At 67.7% G+C, this 18883-nt stretch carries 14 protein-coding genes; 6 read left to right on the top strand and 8 right to left on the bottom strand.

The window, feature by feature from the left end; translation table 11 throughout:
• Positions 1-88: 88 nt before the first annotated feature.
• Together V9K99_RS32945 and V9K99_RS32940 are read right to left on the bottom strand one after the other, a co-directional pair.
• Positions 89-2644, bottom strand: a complete 2556-nt coding sequence (locus tag V9K99_RS32945) for a DUF4153 domain-containing protein (protein ID WP_337323907.1) — start codon at positions 2642-2644, stop codon at positions 89-91.
• Positions 2641-3339, bottom strand: coding sequence for a response regulator transcription factor (locus V9K99_RS32940; protein ID WP_337323908.1), 699 nt, complete (start codon positions 3337-3339; stop codon positions 2641-2643). Before V9K99_RS32940 ends, V9K99_RS32945 begins: the two co-directional genes overlap by 4 nt.
• Before the next feature lie 163 nt (positions 3340-3502).
• On the opposite strand from V9K99_RS32940, the gene V9K99_RS32935 reads away from it, so the two are divergent.
• The 6 genes from V9K99_RS32935 to V9K99_RS32910 all read left to right on the top strand — a co-directional run bounded on the left by V9K99_RS32935 (position 3503) and on the right by V9K99_RS32910 (position 10639).
• Positions 3503-3784 carry a hypothetical protein gene (locus V9K99_RS32935; RefSeq protein WP_337323909.1) on the top strand — a complete coding sequence of 94 codons (282 nt, stop codon included), beginning with the start codon at positions 3503-3505 and terminating at the stop codon, positions 3782-3784.
• 17 nt (positions 3785-3801) lie between these two features.
• Complete coding sequence (locus V9K99_RS32930) at positions 3802-5181, top strand: DUF4331 domain-containing protein (protein ID WP_337323910.1); 1380 nt, start codon at positions 3802-3804, stop codon at positions 5179-5181.
• Positions 5178-5525 (top strand): hypothetical protein, encoded by a 348-nt coding sequence (locus V9K99_RS32925; RefSeq protein WP_337323911.1) that lies wholly within the window; start codon positions 5178-5180, stop codon positions 5523-5525. Before V9K99_RS32930 ends, V9K99_RS32925 begins: the two co-directional genes overlap by 4 nt.
• A 78-nt stretch (positions 5526-5603) precedes the next feature.
• Positions 5604-6539: an ABC transporter ATP-binding protein gene (locus V9K99_RS32920; RefSeq protein WP_337323912.1), complete on the top strand. Its 936-nt coding sequence runs from the start codon at positions 5604-5606 to the stop codon at positions 6537-6539.
• On the top strand, positions 6539-7891 hold the full coding sequence (locus tag V9K99_RS32915; RefSeq protein WP_337323913.1) for an ABC transporter permease: 1353 nt from the start codon (positions 6539-6541) through the stop codon (positions 7889-7891). The genes V9K99_RS32920 and V9K99_RS32915 overlap by 1 nt, the downstream gene beginning before the upstream one ends.
• 3 nt (positions 7892-7894) lie before the next feature.
• On the top strand, positions 7895-10639 hold the full coding sequence (locus tag V9K99_RS32910) for a bifunctional YncE family protein/alkaline phosphatase family protein (protein ID WP_337323914.1): 2745 nt from the start codon (positions 7895-7897) through the stop codon (positions 10637-10639).
• Positions 10640-10771: 132 nt separating this feature from the next.
• Here the strand turns inward: V9K99_RS32910 and V9K99_RS32905 are convergent, their stop codons facing one another.
• The 6 genes from V9K99_RS32905 to V9K99_RS32880 form a co-directional block, all read right to left on the bottom strand.
• Positions 10772-11401: a DUF7002 family protein gene (locus V9K99_RS32905; RefSeq protein ID WP_337323915.1), complete on the bottom strand. Its 630-nt coding sequence runs from the start codon at positions 11399-11401 to the stop codon at positions 10772-10774.
• A 6-nt stretch (positions 11402-11407) separates the two neighbouring features.
• Positions 11408-12259 carry a protein NO VEIN domain-containing protein gene (locus tag V9K99_RS32900; protein WP_337323916.1) on the bottom strand — a complete coding sequence of 284 codons (852 nt, stop codon included), beginning with the start codon at positions 12257-12259 and terminating at the stop codon, positions 11408-11410.
• Positions 12260-12648: 389 nt separating this feature from the next.
• Positions 12649-14484, bottom strand: a complete 1836-nt coding sequence (locus tag V9K99_RS32895; protein WP_337323917.1) for an AMP-dependent synthetase/ligase — start codon at positions 14482-14484, stop codon at positions 12649-12651.
• Between the two features lie 171 nt (positions 14485-14655).
• On the bottom strand, positions 14656-17418 hold the full coding sequence (locus V9K99_RS32890; RefSeq protein ID WP_337323918.1) for an AfsR/SARP family transcriptional regulator: 2763 nt from the start codon (positions 17416-17418) through the stop codon (positions 14656-14658).
• A gap of 61 nt (positions 17419-17479) precedes the next feature.
• Positions 17480-18505, bottom strand: a complete 1026-nt coding sequence (locus tag V9K99_RS32885; RefSeq protein WP_337323919.1) for an aspartate-semialdehyde dehydrogenase — start codon at positions 18503-18505, stop codon at positions 17480-17482.
• Between the two features lie 156 nt (positions 18506-18661).
• Entirely contained in the window at positions 18662-18847 is a 186-nt protein-coding gene (locus V9K99_RS32880; RefSeq protein ID WP_337323920.1) for a tautomerase family protein, read from the bottom strand.
• Positions 18848-18883 lie beyond the last annotated feature (36 nt).

The following is an 18883-nucleotide window of genomic DNA, read 5'->3' as shown; positions in this document are numbered from 1 at the left end:
GGGCGGCAGACTGCACGGCTCGGTCCCCATCTCCGAATCTTTTTACTGTAGGCAGCCAACCGCGCGTTTGTCTCTGCCTCAGCGAGTGCTAACCGGCAGGCTCGCTCTTGCAACTGACCGGAGTGGCGTCGGCGTGGTCGCGGATCAGGGGGTTGGCGCGGTCGCGGCCCAGGTTCCACTCGAGCCAGTCGTCCTTACTGGGCTCACGAGCGGTCAGCGCGCAGTAGACCACGTTGTCCGGGAGGGTGGCGAGCACCGGTACGGCGTCGTCGGAAAGGCCTTGCAGGTGGTACCAGTCCACCTTGCCGGTCTCGGTGTAGCGGTCGATGTTGTGCTGGGCGATCCAGGCGTCCGGGTTGAGCGCTGCCAGCCCGAGCAGCAGGCTGGCGCCGCTGAGCAGCGCGGCCCGGGGCAGCCAGCCAGCCCTCATGGTCACGCCGGCCACCATCACTCCGATCACGAGCAGACCGAGCCAGCCCTCGAACACGTCGACGAGCAGCCGGAGCTGAGTGAAGCCGTACGCCTCCTGGTAGACGTGCATCCGGTAGAGAGCCGACGCGACGACAACCAGGGTCAGCAAGCAGAGCAGTCCGAGTGACACGCGGAGCCAGACCACGTCTGCGGTCGTGGCACGCGGTGCCTTGCGAGCAGCTGCCCACACCACGAGCAAAGTGAGTGCAGTGGCCACAGTGAGCTGGCCGAAGCCCTGGTGGACGTACTCCGCGTAGGTCAGGCCAGTGATGCGCTCCAGGTACTCGTGCCCGCCGAAGTTGGCCGTCGCCTGCGCTGCCAGGAACACCAGGAAGACCGCGTCCACGAGCAGTACCGGCACAAGCCACTCGTAGCGCCGCGCAACCGGCCGCACCGCGGCACCCCGGGTCTCGACGTTGGGCGGGTTCAACCCGAGGTACGTCGCTGCCAGCACCACCCCACCAACAGCCACAGTGATGAACGCCCGCAGGACGAACGAGTCAAGCTTCAGATCCGGTACGACGACGCCCGCCCACTCCGCGAAGACCGCATCGGCCGAGGCGAACAGCAGTCCGAAGACCAAGACCCCCAGCAACGACCACACGATCGTCCGCAGCGCCGCAGCACTCGTCCGCAGTCCCTTGACGCCCTGCGCCGAACGACCCAACCACGGAAGGCCCCGCAGCCCGGCGAGCGGCCAAGCCAACCCGGCCAGTACGAAGGCCGGCAGCGTGCGACCGTTCACCAGCCCCGCCATACAGACCGCGCCGCCCGCCAACAGGCACAAGACCACGATCCACTCGGCATCCCGCAGTACGACGGTTGCCGCCAAGAGCACGCACAACGCCGCACACGCCAAGGTGAAGCGGGATCGACGGTTGACGCTGAACCCGAGGATCACTCCCCCGGCCGCCAGCAGTACGACGAACGTGCCGAGACCGAGGTCGCGGAACGGCAGCACGATGCCGGCCAACAGGCCGACGCCCAAGCAGTACAGGACCGCACGCACGTTGCCAGGTACGCCTGCCTCCGGCCAGAACCGGCCGAACAACATGTCCATCCCCGACTCGGGCACTCGCGCTACAGCGGGAGCTGTCCGGGGTGCTGGAGGAGGTGCTGGGGTAGTCATGACTGGCTCCTGTGCCTTCTTGGTGACGTGAGTGTGTTGCCTTGGTTCGCGGGGTAGGTCGACGCGGACCCGGGCACCCGTACTGCCCGCCGCAGGGTCGACGAAGTGGATGCTGCCGCCGTGGAGATCGGTCACCCAGCGCGCGATCGCCAGACCGAGACCGGTGCCACCGCCACCTTCGGCCTCCGTCAACGTCCCGAACCGCTCGAAGACGCGGTCCCGATCCGCCACGGGGACGCCTGGCCCCTCATCGGCGACCTCCAGCCGCCACCCGGTGCCCGTGGCCTCGGCGGTGATCTGTACGACGCCACCGGCCGGACTGTGCCGAGAGGCGTTGTCGAGCAGGTTGGCGATCAGTTGGTGGAGCCGCGCCGGATCGGCCGGGACAGTCAGGTCCGGTGGCGTGACGCGTACGTCGTATCGCACCTCACGACCGACCACGCGCGCTTCGGCCACGGCACGCTCAAGCAACTCCAGAGCGGGTACCTGCGTGGTGGACAGTCGGGCCGCGCCGGCATCCACCCGGGCTAGATCGAGCAGGTCGGAGGCTAACGCCGAAAGCCGCTCCGCTTGGTCGAGCGCCGTACGCAAAGCCACGGGATCCGGCTCGGCGACTCCGTCGACCAGGTTCTCGAGTACGGCGCACAACGCGGCGAGCGGCGTCCGAAGTTCGTGACTCACGTTGGCCACCAACTCGCGGCGCTGGCGATCCACGGCAGCCAAGTCTTCAGCCATCCGGTTGAAGGCCCTGGCCAGCTCACCCACCTCGTCGCTCGAACTCGCGGTGACCCGGGCGGAGTAATCGCCCCGCGCCATTCCCCGGGCTGCGGCGGTCATCTCGCGTAGGGGTGAGGTCATGCCGACCGCCAGCAGTTGGGTCACGCCGAGGGCCAGCCCCACCGTGACCGGGATGCTGAGCCAGGCCGGTACGTCGGCGACGGCTCCGACCGCCGCGACGATCGAGGCCACGGTGACACTAACCGCGACGAGCAGCCCGAGTTTGACCTTGACCGACGTGACCTGGTCCAGAATCGGGCTACTCATGCGACGCTCCCGGACTCGAGGGCGTAGCCGACACCATGCACCGTACGCACCCGGTCCGCGCCGATCTTGGCGCGCAGCGCCTTCACGTGGCTGTCGACCGTGCGAGTCCCGGACGCACCCGGCCAGCCCCAGACCTCGGCGTACAGGTTCTCCCGGGTCAGGACATCGCCCGGCTTGGCCGCCAGACAGAGCAGCAGATCGAACTCGGTCGGTGTCAGGTGGACCTCGGCATCGGCGACGAATGCTCGGCGAGCGGCTGCGTCGATCCGGAGATCGCCCACCTCGGTCGCCGGTCGAGTGGCCAACTCAGCGGCCCGGTCGACCCGTCGAAGCAAGGCCGCCACCCGCGCCACCAACTCCCGCATCCGGAACGGTTTCGTCAGGTAGTCGTCCGCACCGACGCCGAGCCCGACCAGGATGTCCGCCTCGTCGTCGCGGGCGGTCAACATCAGCACCGGCACCGGCCGCTCGGCCTGGATCCGCCGGCACACCTCGTGGCCGTCGTACCCGGGAAGCATCACGTCCAGCAGGACCAGATCCGGTGCGGTCGCCGCGAACTTCGCCACCGCACCCGGCCCGTCCCAGGCCTGGACGACGTCGTACCCCGATCCACGCAAGCGGTCGGTCACCGCCTGGTTGATCACCGGCTCGTCCTCGACCACGAGGATCCTGCGGACCGCTTCATCGACTGCCACGGTTCGAGCGTAGGAGTCGAACTGGTCAGGAGTGAGGGGCGACTCGTGAAGGTTCTGTGCAGGTCTATCTGCGCTGACCCATCCGGAGGCGACCCGTCTCCGAATTGTCGTCTGTGACCCGGCCGGCCCGGCCGAGGTCTGTGACGAAGGAGAGGGGAAGGGCATGACTGACGCAACCCGCCGGGGCTTCCTGGTGATCGCGGGTGCGGGGACCGCGGCGGCGGTCGGGGCCGTCGCGGCTCCGAAGCTGTTCGACGACCAGGCCGCCGAGGCGGTCAACACCGCGAGGCCTCTGGAGCCCGCGGACCTGGCGAACGCGGAGTCGTTCGTCGTCCACGTCAAGGACGTGAAATCCGGCCGGCTGGCGATCATGGTCGGCGAACGCGAGGTCCTGGTCACCGATCGCGACCTCGCCGCCCGGCTGGCCGGCGCCACCAACGGCTGAACCCGAAAGGACCTGCCATGTCTTCGCACCGTGAAGCGCCGGAGATCTCGAAGGATCCGGTCGCCGACAACACCGACGTGTACGCGTTCGTCAGCCCGGACAAGCCGGACACCGTGACGATCATCGCCAACTTCATCCCGTTCCAGAACCCGTACGGCGGCCCGAACTTCTACGAATTCGGCGACGACGTGCTGTACCAGATCCACATCTCCAACAGCGGCACCGGGAAGGCCGACATCAGCTACCAGTTCCGCTTCCGCGCCCAGATCCGGAACAAGAGAACCTTCCTGTACAACACCGGCCCGATCACCTCGCTGAAGGACCCGAACTGGAACCGACCCCAGGTCTATTCGGTCACCAGGGTCGAGCGCGGCCGATCCCGCATCCTCGCCCGCGACCTGGCCGCTCCCCCGGTCAACGTCGGTGTCCGCAGTACGCCGAACTACGCCAAGCTGGCGCGTACGGCGATCCACACCATCGGCCGCAATCGCAAGGTGTTCGCCGGTCAGCGCGCGGACGCGTTCTTCGCCGACCTGGGCAGCATCTTCGATCTGGGCACCCTCCGACCGTTCCAGATGGCACACCTGATCCCGTCCGCGGCCGCGATCGGCGTCAACGGGTTGCAGGGGTCGAACGTGCACACCATCGCCCTGCAGGTCCCGATCACCGATCTCACGCGTGACGGCCGCAAACCGACCGACGTACTGGACGCCAGGTCCGTCATCGGCGTGTACGCCACGGCCAGCCGGCGGCAGTCCCGCATCCTCGACGACCAACTCGGCGTCCCCGTCTCGCACGGTCCCTACAAGCAGGTCTCCCGACTGGGAAACCCGTTGTTCAACGAGGTCATCGTGCCGATGGCCGACAAGGACAGGTGGAACAGTCGGCCGCCCTCGGAGGACAAGCGGTTCGCGAAGTACGTCACCAAGCCTGAGCTCGCCGGGCTGCTCCCCGTGCTCTATCCCGGGGTGTTCCCGAACCTGGCGGCGTACAAGAAGGATCGCGCCGACCTCGCGGCGATCCTGCTGACCGGCATCCCGAAAGGCGTCGTACCCGGCTTCCAGAACTACACCGGCCCGGTCCAGGCCGACATGCTGCGCCTCAACGTGGCAGTGCCCCCGGCGGACTCACCGAACCCGCTCGGCCTGGTCGCCGGCGACGCCGCCGGCTTCCCGAACGGGCGCCGCCTGATCGACGACGTCGTGACAGTCGAACTGCGAGCGGTGGCCGGACTCACCATCCCGCTGGTCGACCCGTCGTACAAACCCGACGCAGCGGCCGCGGCGATCACCGACGGCACCTCGAACACGAACCCGCCACTCCTCGACTGGTTCCCCTACCTCGGCACACCGGCCGGCGGCTACCAGTCCACCCCCGGAACCCCGGCCGCATCATGACCAGCATCGAGAATCCCCATGCAGGCAAGGGTTCCTCAGTCCCTCTGGACATCGGCGGTGAAATCGGCGCCCTCGTCATCCACCTCCCGGCCGAACTCGAGGACCAGGAGATCGAACTGCGCCCAACCACTCATCACGGGCACGGTCACGGCCACAGCCATCACTTGCCGCACGTAGCCGTCGTCCCCCGCCCAGCAGCCGACGGAACCATCCTGCACTCCGCCGTCTTCCCCGAGGTACGCCGAGGCAGCTACCAGCTCTACGTTCGCCCCGACGGCCCGGTCCGGCTGACCGTGGCCGTCCACGGCGGCCACGTCACGGAGGCGACCTGGCCGAGTTCGTAGTCCGGTCGCCCCTCGTTCCCGAAACGTTCAACGGGTGTCGCGAGCCGACAGATCCATTCGTGGCTAATGTATTTCGTCATGGACGCAGGCATCGCGGTCCGGGCTCGCGGGATCACCAAGTGTTTCGGCGACGTCGTGGCCCTCGACGGCATCGAGCTGGATGTCGCGCAGGGACAGATCCACGGATTGGTCGGGCCGAACGGCGCCGGCAAGACGACCTTGCTCGGCCTGCTGCTCGGCCTGGCCGTCGCCGACAGCGGCAAGCTCGAGATCCTGGGTACGCAGGTCGGCCGGGCGCTCGCCGTTCCCGACGGTGTCGGGGGGTTCGTCGACGGTCCCGGCCTGTACCCCTCACTGACCGCGCGGCAGAACCTGGCGGCGCTGGCCGCTCTCCGCGACGACGCGCGGATGATGGACATCGACGACGCGCTCGACCAGGTCGGGCTCACCGATGTCGCCGACGACAAGGTTCGCGGCTTCTCCCTCGGCATGCGGCAACGGCTCGGACTCGCCGCCGCGCTACTCACCAAGCCCCGTCTGCTGGTGCTCGACGAACCGTCCAACGGCCTCGACCCAGCCGGCAAGAAGCACGTGTACGGCGTCCTCACGCGGCTCGCGGCCGACGGAACCGCCGTGGTGCTGTCGAGCCATCGGATGGACGACGTCGAGGCGCTCTGCTCCGAGGTCACCATCCTGGCCACCGGACGGGTGGCGTTCTCCGGACCGTTGAGCAAACTGGCGGCCGAGAGCCGTGAACTCGACTACCGGCTCGTCACCTCCGACCCGAGCGCCGCCCGCCAATTGGCTGTCGAAACGGCAGGCATCCGGATCGGTGACGAAAGCGGCGTACGGCACGGCACCGAGCTGCTGGTGGTCTCGGCAACTGTCCCCGCCCTGGACGAACTCGTGAAGCAACTCGTGCACGGAGGAATCGCGGTGCGCGAGCTCGCACCAGTGGTGTCGCCGCTCGAAGCCGCCTTTCTCGCCCTCACTGACCAGCCGGAGCCGAACTGATGACCGCCACCGTTGCGGAGACAGCGACTGCCCGCCGCGTCTCGGTCGTGCGCGGTTATCGCTTCGAGTTGGTCAAGCTCCTCTCGCAATGGCGGGTGCGGTTGCTGGTCGTCGCCTGCTGGCTGGCGCCCGCGCTTTTCGTTGCCGTCGTGAGCCAACAGGCCTCGCTCCCCGTCGACACCCTCTTCGGCCGCTGGATGCACGCCACCGGGTGGGCTGGACCGCTGGTGATCCTTGGCTTCTCGGGCTCCTGGGCGCTGCCGTTGCTCACCTCGCTGATCGCCGGCGACGTGTTCGCATCGGAGGACCGGCTCGGCACCTGGCGCCACCTCTTGGTCGCGGTTCGTTCGCCGCGCCGGATCTTCGTGTCGAAGGCACTCGCCAGCCTCACGGTCATCGTGCTGCTCGTCATCGGGCTCGTGGGTTCGAGCGCGATCAGCGGCGTCGCGGTCGTCGGGAACCGATCCCTGATCGGCCTCGACGGACACCTACTCTCGCCCGGTGACGCCGCCGGGAAGGTCCTGCTCGCCTGGGTCTGCGCCCTCGCTCCGACCCTGGCCCTCGCCGCGATCGGCCTGCTCGGATCGGTCGCCTTGGGGCGTTCGCCGATGGGCCTGCTGCTGCCGGCCGTAGTGGCCCTCGCGATGCAACTCATCCAGATGCTGCCGGTGCCCGTCGCCGTACGGCTCGCGCTGCCGGGCTATGCCTTCATCTCCTGGAACGGTCTGTTCACCAGCCCCGCACAACTCCGACCGCTCCTGATCGGCATCGCGGTCAGCCTGGTGTGGGCCCTCGCCGCGACCGCGCTGGCCTATTTCCTCTTCGTACGACGTGACTTCACCAACCCGGCCCACGACGGCTCCGGCCGGTTGGCGATCACCGCCGGCTTGCTGCCCCTCGTCGTACTGTTCGGAATCACCACGGCGGTCGTCGCTCCGGCGACCGGGGGCAGCGGCTCCGGGATCGATCAGGACAAGGTGCAGCGGTCGGTCGCCACGGCCTTCGCTCACCTCTATCGCCTGCAGACCAAACAGCTCAACCGGCCCGACGTCACCGAGGAGCAACTGAACACCTCGGCCGCGTGCACCAAGGGCGGCGACCAGGTGGCCGCCCAGGGACCGGGCAACGACTGGCGTTGCGTCGTGACCTGGCATCTCCCCGATGTCGAGGCCGCGGGCTCGGCCATCTACCAACTCGACATCAACCCGCTCGGCCGGTACGTCGCTGACGGCGACGGCCCGAAGGAAGTCAACGGCTACTTCCTGGTGCGCACCCCGGCGGGCGACGAGCCGAACCCGCTCTGGCAGTTCGACGGCAACCTCGAACTGCTTCCGTCCACCCCGAAGGGATAACCCATGCAGGTAACACGCCGTCGCCGGCGTGACGAGAAGGGCCGCCTCCGGCTCTTCCGCCGCCGGCTTCCACTGCTCACGGCGGGCACAACCGCTGTGGCCGTGGCCCTCGCCGGCACCGCGGCCGCCTCGACACACCAGTTCGGGACCGACCAGGTCGGCCAGGTCACCGACAAGGGCCAGGTCGTCTCGGCCGACCAGTACATCGCGCCGTACGGCGACCGTCTCGTCCTCCAGAAGGGCAAGATCATGTCGTCCGCGGTCAGCCCGGACGGCAGCCACCTGGCCGCCTCGGTGACCGACGGCGGGATGGCGCTCGCGATCGTCGATCTGAAGAACTGGAAGGTGCAGCAGTATGTCGGCAACAACGCCGCGGCCGACCTGAAGATCCCTGGTAACGACGTCGGCCAGGAAGGCCCGACGTACTCGCCCGACGGGTCGCAACTGTGGCTGGGGCAGGCCGACGGGTACCGCAAGTTCACCGTGAACGCGGACGGGACTCTCGCCAAGCCGGCCTTCGTCACGATCGCGGCGGACGGCGCCAAGCGCGCGCTCGTGGGTGAGGCCGTGTTCTCGGCCGACAGCTCCACCGTCTACTCGGCGGTCAACGGCCAGAACCGCGTGGTCGCGATCGACACGGCGACCGGCACGATCAAGCAGAGCTGGGCCGTCGGCAACGCACCGCGCGACCTGGTCCAGGTCGGATCCAAGCTCTACGTCAGCAACGAGGGTGGTCGTCCCGCCAAGCCGGGCGAGCCCACGATCAACTCGTACGGCACCCAGGTACCGGCCTCCCAGATCACCGCTGCCACCACCACCGGCACGGTCAGCGTGATCGACCTGGCCAACCCGGCCGCTGCGCCGGCGAGCATCGACGTGGGTCTGCACCCGACCGCGATGTACGCCAAGGGCGGCGCCCTGTTCGTCACCAACACCGCGACCAACACCGTGTCCGTCATCGACACGCACCGGGACAAGGTCGTCCAGACCATCGCCACTCAGCCGTGGCCGGAGGCCTCGGTGGGCTACGAGCCCGACGGCGTGACGCTCACCGACGACGGTCACCTGCTGGTGACGCTCGGCCGTGCCAACGCGGTCGCGGTCTACCGGTACAAGAACCCGCTGGAGCCGGTCAGCTACGTCGGCCTGCTCCCGACGGACTACTTCCCGGCGGAGATCGCCCAGGTCGGCAAGGACATCGTGGTGTCCAACACCCGCGGTGTCGACGCCCGTCGTACGACGACCGCCGCCGGACGCGGCACCCACGACACCACGTCGAGCCTGACCCGGTTCACGCTGCCGAACGACCAGGCGATCCGCGGCACCACGGCCAAGGTCTTCCAGCAGAACGGCTGGACCCCCGGTTCGGTCCAGGTGACCGACGACAAGGCAGCCAAGGCCCCGGTGCCGGTCCCGCAGCGACTCGGCGACCCGTCGACGATCAAGCACGTGTTCCTGATCGTCAAGGAGAACCGCACCTACGACCAGGTGTACGGCGACATCCCGGAGGGGAACGGCGACCCGGCGCTGGCGCAGTACGGCGAGAACGTGACACCGAACCAGCACGCGATGGCCAAGCAGTTCGGCCTGTACGACAACACCTACGACATCGGCACGAACTCTGCCGAGGGCCACAACTGGCTGATGCAGGCCGACAACCCCGAGTACACCGAGTCCTCGGCCGGTGAGTACCTGCGCAGCTACGACACCGAGGACGACGCACTCGGCCACCAGCGGACCGGCTTCATCTGGACCGGTGCGCAGGCCGCCGGCAAGACCGTGCGCGACTTCGGTGAGTTCCAGCAGTTCCTCACCAAGCCGGCCGGCGCGACCTGGCAGAACCTGTACTGCGACACCAAGAACATGGCCACGACCGGACAGGACACGGCCTACCCCTTGGTCTCGTCCTCGCCGATCCCGTCGCTGAACAACGTCTCGGTGCACGGCTTCCCGAAGTTCGACACCGACGTCCCGGACATCTACCGGTACGAGATCTGGAAGCGTGACTTCGAGCAGAACGGGCCGGCGAACCTGAACATGTTCTGGCTCTCCAGCGACCACACCGGCGGCCCGCCGAACGGAGCCGCCCAGGTCGCCGACAACGACCTCGCCGCCGGCAAGATCGTCGACCAGATCTCACACAGCAAGTACTGGAAGGACTCGGCGATCTTCATCGTCGAGGACGACTCCCAGGCCGGTCTCGACCACGTCGACGGCCACCGGGCCCCGATCCAGATCATCAGCCCGTGGGCCCAGCGCGGCGTCGTCGACAGCCACTACTACACCCAGATCACGATGATCCGGACGATCGAGCAGATCCTCGGGATCAAGCCGATGAACCAGAAGGACAGCGCAGCCACCCCGATGGCCACCGCGTTCACGCAGAAGCCCGACTACACGCCGTTCAACGCCGTACCCAACCGCACGTCACTGACCGCGGGCCTGAGCACCCTGCCATCCTGTGGCGCAGATGTCCCGGCAGCACAGAACCCAGCCGCCGCCCCAGCCCCGAAGGCGACGGTACCGACCGACCAGCAGGCGGTCGCCGCACAATGGGACACCTGGAAGTCGCAGCAACACCTCACCGGCCCCAACGCCAGAGCCGACTACGCCAACCCCGCCCAAATGAACCACTTCGACTGGTACCAGTCCCACGACTGGACCAAGCCATACCCCGGCGAAACCAAGATCCTGGCCCCCACCGAAGTCCCCGGCGCCACCATCCCATCAGCAGAAAACGACGGCTGATACACCTGATCACGCCACCCCAGACCCCCGGCCGGATCCCGGCCGGGGGTCTGGTTGCTTGGGGCAACTGAGTGCTGTGGGTGGAGTCGCCGGCGATAAGGCGGACGTAAGAGTCGCAGACATCCATGCACATCAGCGCACGAACTCGACATCGATGAGCAGGTCCTCGATGTCAGGCACCGCGTCGAGCACAGTCACCTCGGCGAGCGCCTTCCCGCGTCCGTACCTGCGCTCGTATTCTTCGTATGGGTAATCGGCAATGGACAGCCACGAGCGGTGCCCCCGAGTCGGGTGGTTCTTCTGCATGATCGCGCCGGAGTTGAACCGACACAGCTGGATGGCCCGCTCGTAGCGCTCGATGAGTCGGCCGGTGTCCACACACAGGATCACCTGCGGCTGGCCTCGGTATTCCTTCGCGTCACGCAGACGTTCGAGGCGCTCGCGGCTGGCCCAGAAGAAGACACGTGAGTTGATCGCATCCAAGTACTGCTGGAGCGACGACTCCGGGTCGATCTTCTCACCGATGAACTTCATCGGCTTCTGGTCACGGATCACGACCGCGGGCAGGCCATCAGCATGCAGAACCACAGATTCGCGACGCGGCCGGCTCAGGAGTTCGGTACGCTGCGCCTCCGTCACGCCGAATATGTCGAGCAACTGCAGCGTCGACTGGAGCCCGAACTTTTGAATCGACGGCCAAGCGCTCTCGCTCGTGGAGTGGAACACGCACGGGTGCAGCCTGGCCAAGAGTTCAGGGTCCATGGCGAATCACACAGCGAACAGCTCGTTGGGAACGCGGACTTGGTAGAGCGCAGGCACGGCGTACGCCGCAGCAGTCGGACCGTCGAGCTCGTACCACTGGGGCTCACCGAGCGCGTCCGTCACGACAACGAGCAGCCACTTCGGATCACTCAGCGCACACTTGCACTCGTTAGCCGTAAGGAAGAACCTCACCAATGAGCCAGCAATACCCTTTACCTCGACGTGGATCTCCTCGACACCCTTCGAGACGGTCAGATCCCAGCCACAGCGATCGCGCTCGACGCTCCTGACCTGGTAGTCCTCTGAGGCGTAGGCCTTGGTGACGTAGTCGACCGCAGCCTTCTCAACCTCTTGGTTCTGCTCGGCGGTACCAAACCCGGCGCCCTGCACAATCGGCGGCATCACAGCGGCGTCAGCTACCTGACCTGACCAGAGCTCTTCAAGCCTGGCGCCATGCTGCGTGATGTCGCGCCCCGAGCTGTAGACGCTGTTCCATTGGAATTCGGGGATCTCCGCTGCCAGTTCGTGGACATCTATCCGCTCCTCCAGCGGGACGGCCTCATGCCAAATCACGTTGACGTATTGCGAAGTTTCGCGATCACTGCGCCATGAGCCGTCCGTGTACGGTTCGCTCGTGATCTCACCGATCGCCACGATTCCACGCCCGTGAATCCCCTGCCGGAGCATGTAGGCCCGGTCACCCGGCTCAATCCCCTGGACACGGTTGCCGACGCTCCAGCGAGCCTCGTACCCGTCGCCCGCTGACGTACCGCCGACCATCTCCGCCTCCCATTCCTCGGGAGTCCATTGCTCGTCATTGCCCTGCCCAGGATTCCATGTCAGCAGAATGTGGCGCATGGACCCGAGTCTGACAGCAGAACGACCTCGCGTCAGCGATGTCCCGACACTGATGCCGGCTGCAGGCGTGTGGTCAAGGTTCGTGTCCCCTCGCACGAGTTCCGACTGGAGTCGCCGGACGATGGATGTTAAGACGACTCCACGAGGCTGTTGATCAAGCGGGCGACAGCACGCGCCCCATGGGCGGGCGGGAGCGACAGCGAGCACGGCGACGAAGGAGCCGCGCGTAGCGGCGCGTGGGTAAACCGCGTGGAGTCGCCTGACGACGAGCGTGCAGGCGACTCCACGGGGCTTTCGAACAAGCGGGCGACAGCACGCGCCCCTGGGCGGGCGGGAGCGGCGCGAGCACGGCGACGGAGGAGCCGCGCGTAGCGGCGCGTGGGTAGAAGTCAGTCGTACATCTTGTCCAGGAGGTCGGCGTACTGGGTTTCTACGTGTTTGCGCTTGAGTTTGAGGCTGGGGGTCATTTCGCCGGACTCGACGGTCAGGTCGCGGTCGAGGATGGTGAACTTCTTGATGGTTTCCCAGCGGTTCAGGCCGGCGTTGAGTTCGTCGACGTACCCCTGGACCATGGCGCGCGCCGCGTCGGAGCTGACGATTTCGGCGTACGGTTTGCCGCCGAGGCCGTTCGCCGCGGCCCAGCCCTGGATGGCGTCGGGGTCGAGGGTGACGAGGGCGCTGACGAAGTTGCGCTTGTTGCCGTGGACAACGAACTGGCCGACGTACGGGCAGATCATCTTGAACCGGCCCTCGATCGCCTGCGGGGCGACGTACTTGCCGCCGGAGGTCTTGAACAGGTCCTTCTTCCGGTCGGTGATGAAGAGGAACTCGTCCTCGAAGTGACCGATGTCGCCGGTGTGGAACCAGCCGTCGGCGTCGATCACCTCGGCGGTCTGCTCGGGCTGGTTGTGGTACCCGCTCATCACGCCGTCGCCCCGGATCAGGATCTCGCCGTCCTCGGCGATCTTCGCCTCGGTGGCCGGGAAGATCGGGCCGACGCTGCCGAGCCGGTACTGGCCGGGGCGGTTGAGCGACGACCCGGCCGCGGTCTCGGACAGGCCGTAGCCCTCCAGGATCAGCAGACCGGCCGCGTGGAACCACTCGGCCAGCTTCTTGTCGAGGGCGGCCGAGCCGGAGACGAAGAACCGGATCCGCCCACCGAACCGGGCCCTGATCTTCGACAGGACGAGCTTGTCGGCCAGCGCGTACTGCGCGGCCAGCGCTCCACCGGGCTCCTTGCCGGCCTGCCGCAACGCCGAGACCTTCGCCCCGACCCCGAAGGCCCAGTGGAAGAGCTTGGCCTTGACCCCGCCCTCCTCCTCGATCATGGTGACGATCCGGGCGTGCGCCTTCTCGAAGATGCGCGGCGCCGCGGCCATGAAGGTCGGCTGGACGACGGCCGCGTTCTCGACGATCTTGTCGATCCGGCCGTCGATCGCGGTGGCGAAACCGATCTGGAACTGTACGGCGAGCAGCACCTGACCGAACACGTGGGACAGCGGCAGCCAGAGGAACTGCAGGTCGTCCGGGCTGAGCACCCGGATCCCCTCCACCGCGGCACCCTCGTACGTCCAGACCGAGTGGGGCAGCCGGACGCCCTTGGGACGCCCGGTGGTGCCGGAGGTGTAGATCAGCGTGCAGAGGTGGTCCGGCTGGATCTGAGCAAGCCGCTCATCGATGGCCTCGGGATGCTCTTCCAGATACTTGGCGCCCAGCTCGTCGAGCGCAGCCAGTGAGAGGACCCACGATTCGTCCTCCGCCGGGGCTTCGCCGTCGATCAGGACGACCTTCTGCAGCGAGGGTGTCTCGGACCGGTGCTCCCGCAGCTTGTCCAGCTGGGTCGCGTCCTCGGCGAACACGACCTGTACGTCGGCGTCCGCCACGATGAATGCGACGTCGGTCGCCATCGTGGTCGGGTAGATCGTGGTCGTGGCAGCGGCCGCGAGTACGGCGGCCAGGTAGCACTCGACCCACTCCATCCGGGTACTCGAGGCGACCGCCACCCGCTGCTCGGGCTGGACCCCGAGGGCGATCAGGCCGGCCGCACGGCGCCGGGCCAGCTCGTCGAGGTCCCGCCAGCTGGCGGATTTCCACTGGTCCCCTGACGGGTACCTGAAGGCCTCGCGGGACGGGGTCGCGGCGACCCGGTCGAGGAACATCGTGGCCATGTTCTCTTTGCGATTGCTGAGCAGCGCGAGCTGGCCCTCATCGGCGACTGGCTTCATTGTCTGGCCTCCATCGGGGGTCAAGTAACCGGAGAGTAATGGCTAGCAGGCACGGCTGACTATGCCCCTCGCTCGCCCGCCCCGACTTCTCCATTACGTTTCCGCAACGCACACACACGGCCAGTGGCCTTTGTCTCACTGTCAGTTCTACTCCGCGGCCGCCCGGCCCCGTCAACCGCCGCGCCGCAGTTCATCCAGCGTACGGCGAACCACCTCCGCATCGGGGTGGTCCATCGCCTCGAGGATCCCGAGCGCCTTGGTCCAGCTCGCCCGGGCTTCCTGCAGCCGACCGGCCCGCCGCTGGACCTCGGCCATCGATCTCAGACTGTCGGTGGTGTCCTGGCTGCGACCCAGATCCTGCAGGATGGCGACCGCGGTCTCGTAGCTGGCGATGGCTTCGTCGAGACGGCCGGAGCCGGCCTGAGCGTAGGCCATCGTGTCGATCACCACAGCACGCCCGAACTCCGAGCCGAGCTCCTTGTGCAGCTTCAGCGCCTGCCCCGCATAGTCGACCGCCGCCTCGTACTCACCGAGCTGCCCGTGGTACCAGCCGAGGTTGTTGAGCGCGTTGGCCCGCGCGTCGGTGTAATTGGTCCGCTCGTAGATCCTGAGCGCGCGGGTGGTCTTCTCGATGGCCTGCCGGTGCTCCCCCATCCGGCTCAGCACCCGGGCCAGGCTCAGCGACCCGTGGGCGATGCCGGCGTCGTCATCCAGTTCCTCCGCGATGCCGAGCGCCAGCTCGTGCTGCCGGATCGCGTCGTCCCACTCCCGCAGCGCCATGTGACCGCGGGCGAGGTCGCGCCGGGTCTGGGCCTGCTTGCGCAGGTCGCCGAGCCGCACCGCCGCATCGAGCGCCAGCAGCTCCGACTCCATGTACCCAGGCCGCCCGCGGAAGTCCAGATAGTCCGCGATCGCCCACACGTACAACCACAACAACCCATCGGCCCGCCCGGCAGCAGCCCGCAGTACGGCGAGATTGTTCGGCTGCTCGGAGTCGAACCAAGCGAACGCCTCGTCACGGGTCGACGGCAGGACGAGGTCGACACCGGGATCCAGCCCCGGCAGCTCGACCGGAACCCGCCCGGGCGCGAGCAACAGCGCGGCCGCACTGCCCGTGTGCACCAAGTACCCGAGCAGCCGCTCGAACGCCTCGTCGGCCTCCTGCTCCTCGCACAACTCCAGCGCGTAGCTGCGCAGCAGATCGTGCAGCGCATAGCGATCCGGCCCGAGTTCAACAAGTTGATGGTTTGCAACCAGTACGGCGAGCATGTCGCGAGCCTCATGCACTGGCACGCCGGCCAACGCCGCCGCGGCGCCGACCGTGATCTCCGCACCGGGATGCTGCGCCAATAGGCGGAACAACTGCGCGAGCTCAGGCCGCAGCTGCCGGTACGACCAGGAGAAGATCGTCCGTACGTCGACCCCGTCGGTGGTCGAGAGTGCGTCGAGCGGCGCCTGACTCAGCGTCTCGACGAAGGAGTCCAGCCGACGTCGCGGCCGCAGCGCGATCTGTGCCCCGAGCAACGAAAGTGCCAGCGGAAGCCCAGCACACCGGGCGATCAGCTCATCGGTGCTCTGGGCATTCACTTGCAGCCGCCGCTCACCGACCCTTGCCGCCAGCAACTGTCTGGACTGCGCCGGGTCGAGCACGTCCAACAGGATCGGCTCCGCCTGCTCGGTCGCGACCAGCCCGGCGAGCTCGTTCCGGCTGGTGACGAGGGTGACACAGTTCGGCCCGGACGCTGCCAGCGGCCGGACCTGTTCGGAGGTCCGTGCGTTGTCCAGTACGACGAGAACCGACCGCTCGGCGAGAAGACTCCGGTACAACGCGATCTGCTCGTCCGCGCTGATCGGCAGCCGATCAGCCGGGATCCCCAAGCCGGCCAGGAACCGCGGCACCACCGTCAGCGGGTCGGCGGGCTCGATCGAGGGCGAGAAGCCGAGCAGGTCGGCGTACAGGATCCCGTCGGGGAAGCTGTCCGCCACCAGCCGCCCCCAATGGATCGCGAGCGAGGTCTTGCCGACTCCGGCGGGCCCGATGATGAGTCCGAGGTGCGCGCCGGGGAGCAGTTCGTTCAGCCGTTCCAGGTGTTCGGTCCGGCCGGCGAAGGCTCGTACGGCGGTCGGCAGCTGACGCGGAACCACCATGCTCTCGGTGTCCGTCGCCTCCAGCAGCTCGGCGTGGACCCGCTGCAGTTCAGGACCAGGCCCGACCCCGAGGCTCTCACGCAGCCTTCTGGAGACTTCGGCGTACGTCGACAACGCGAGAGCCTGCCGTCCGGACGCGTGCTGCGCGCGCATGAGCTGGGCCCAGAACCGCTCCCGGGTCGGGTGGCGCTCGACGAGTTCGGTCAGTTCCGGGATCACCGCGGCCGCGTCACCCATCGCCAGCCGGGCCTCGAAGGACAGCTCCTGCGCCTGCAGGTGCTCCTCGACCAGGCGTGGGATCATCTCGCGGGTCAGCGCGCCCGCATCCAGACCCGCCAGCGGTTCGCCTCGCCAGAGTGCGAGACCCTCGGTCACCAGCGCGACCTGTTCGGCCGGGTCAGCAGCCGCCCCGGCGCGGCGGACCAGCGACCGAAACGTCTCGAGGTCGAGCTGCGCCGGGTCAGCCTGCAGCGTGTAACCGCCGTCGCCGGTGCGGATCATCGTCCGGCTGGTATCGCCCAGGGCAGTCCGGAGCCGGGAGACGTAGATCTGCAGCGCGGCGCGCGGGTTGCTCGGCAGCTCCTCCTCGTCCCAGAGAACGTCGACGAGATCATCGGTCTGAACAGTGCGATTGAGCCGCAGCAGCAGCGCGGCCAGCAGGACCGCAGGACGATGCGAGGGCAGTGGGATCACCTCACCGCCGGCGGTCCGCACCTCCACTGTTCCGAGCAGGCGGAACCGCAGCCCGGAAGAGCCGATCACACCACTCTGCTCCAGCTCTGTCACCTCCACTGCAGCCCGGTCGAACAGACCGGCAGGGAAGGCTTACCTTATCGCTGCAGCAGGCTCAGCGCTCGGCGAGCAGCTCGGCGATCTGGACGGCGTTCAGGGCGGCGCCCTTGCGGAGGTTGTCGTTGGAGATGAACAGCACCAGGCCGCGGTTGTCCGGGACCGACTGGTCCTGGCGGATCCGGCCGACGTACGACGGATCCTGGCCGGCCGCGAGCAGCGGCGTCGGCAGGTCGGCGAGCGCGACACCGGGAGCGGTGCCCAGCAGCTCGGTCGCCTGCTCGGGCGTGATCGGGTCGGCGAACTCGGCGTGGATGCTGAGCGAATGACCGGTGAAGACCGGCACCCGGACACAGGTCCCGGCGACCAGAAGGTCCGGGATGTGCAGGATCTTGCGGCTCTCGTTCCGCAGCTTCTGCTCCTCGTCGGTCTCACCGGTGCCGTCGGCAACGATCGAGCCGGCCAGCGGGAGCACGTTGAACGCGATCGGCCCGGCGTACACCTTGGGCTCGGGCAGCGTGATGCCCTCGGCGCCGCGAGCGAGCCGGCCGCCGGGCTCGACGAGGGCACGAGCCTGGTCTTCCAGCTCGCTCACGCCGGCGCCACCGGAGCCGGACACGGCCTGGTACGTCGACACCACGAGCCGGGTCAAGGTGGCGGCGCGGTGCAGCGGGGCCAGCACCGGCATCGCGGCCATGGTGGTGCAGTTCGGGTTGGCGACGATCCCCTTGGGCAGGTTGTCGAGGTCGCTCGGGTTCACCTCGGAGACGACCAGCGGTACGTCGGGGTCCATCCGCCACGCGGACGAGTTGTCAACCACCACGGCACCCGCGGCAGCCACCTTCGGCGCAAATTCCTTCGAGGCCGTCTTCCCGTTGGAGAACAACGCCAGATCCAGCCCGGAGAAGTCCGCGGTGGCGGAGTCCTCAACAGTGATCTCGGCGTCACCGAACGGCAGCGTCGTACCAGCCGACCGCGCAGACGCGAAGTACCGAATCTCCTCCACCGGGAACTTCCGCTCAACCAGCAGCTCCCGCATGACGCTACCAACCTGACCCGTGGCCCCAAACACTCCTACTCGCATGGAGAAGACAGTAACGGGTGGGCTCCGGCCAGGCTCCGGAATTCCAGCATGCGTACCGACGAACGGGTAGTAGCGGGCCGCGGCGTGGCCTGCCCGGTGTATTCAGGCGGGCGGCCGCCGCCGGCGCCGGACTACTACCCGTTCGTCCGTACCGAGTCAGGCGTCGGCGACCAGGGTGCCGCCGTTGGCTACGTCGGTGGTTTCTATTTCGGTGAAGACGATGCGGACGGATTCGCGCTTGGCGTTCAGGATGGAGATGGCGGACTCGGTCACGGCGGCGACGAACTCGCGGCGTTGGTCGAGAGTGCGGCCGGACAGGAGTTCGACGGTGATGTTCGGCATTGAGGTGACTCCATATCGTTTAGTTCTGTGTCACGG

This window comes from Kribbella sp. CCNWLW201, from assembly GCF_037203805.1.
Lineage (GTDB): Bacteria > Actinomycetota > Actinomycetes > Propionibacteriales > Kribbellaceae > Kribbella.
This window is presented reverse-complemented; position numbering and strand designations above follow the sequence as displayed.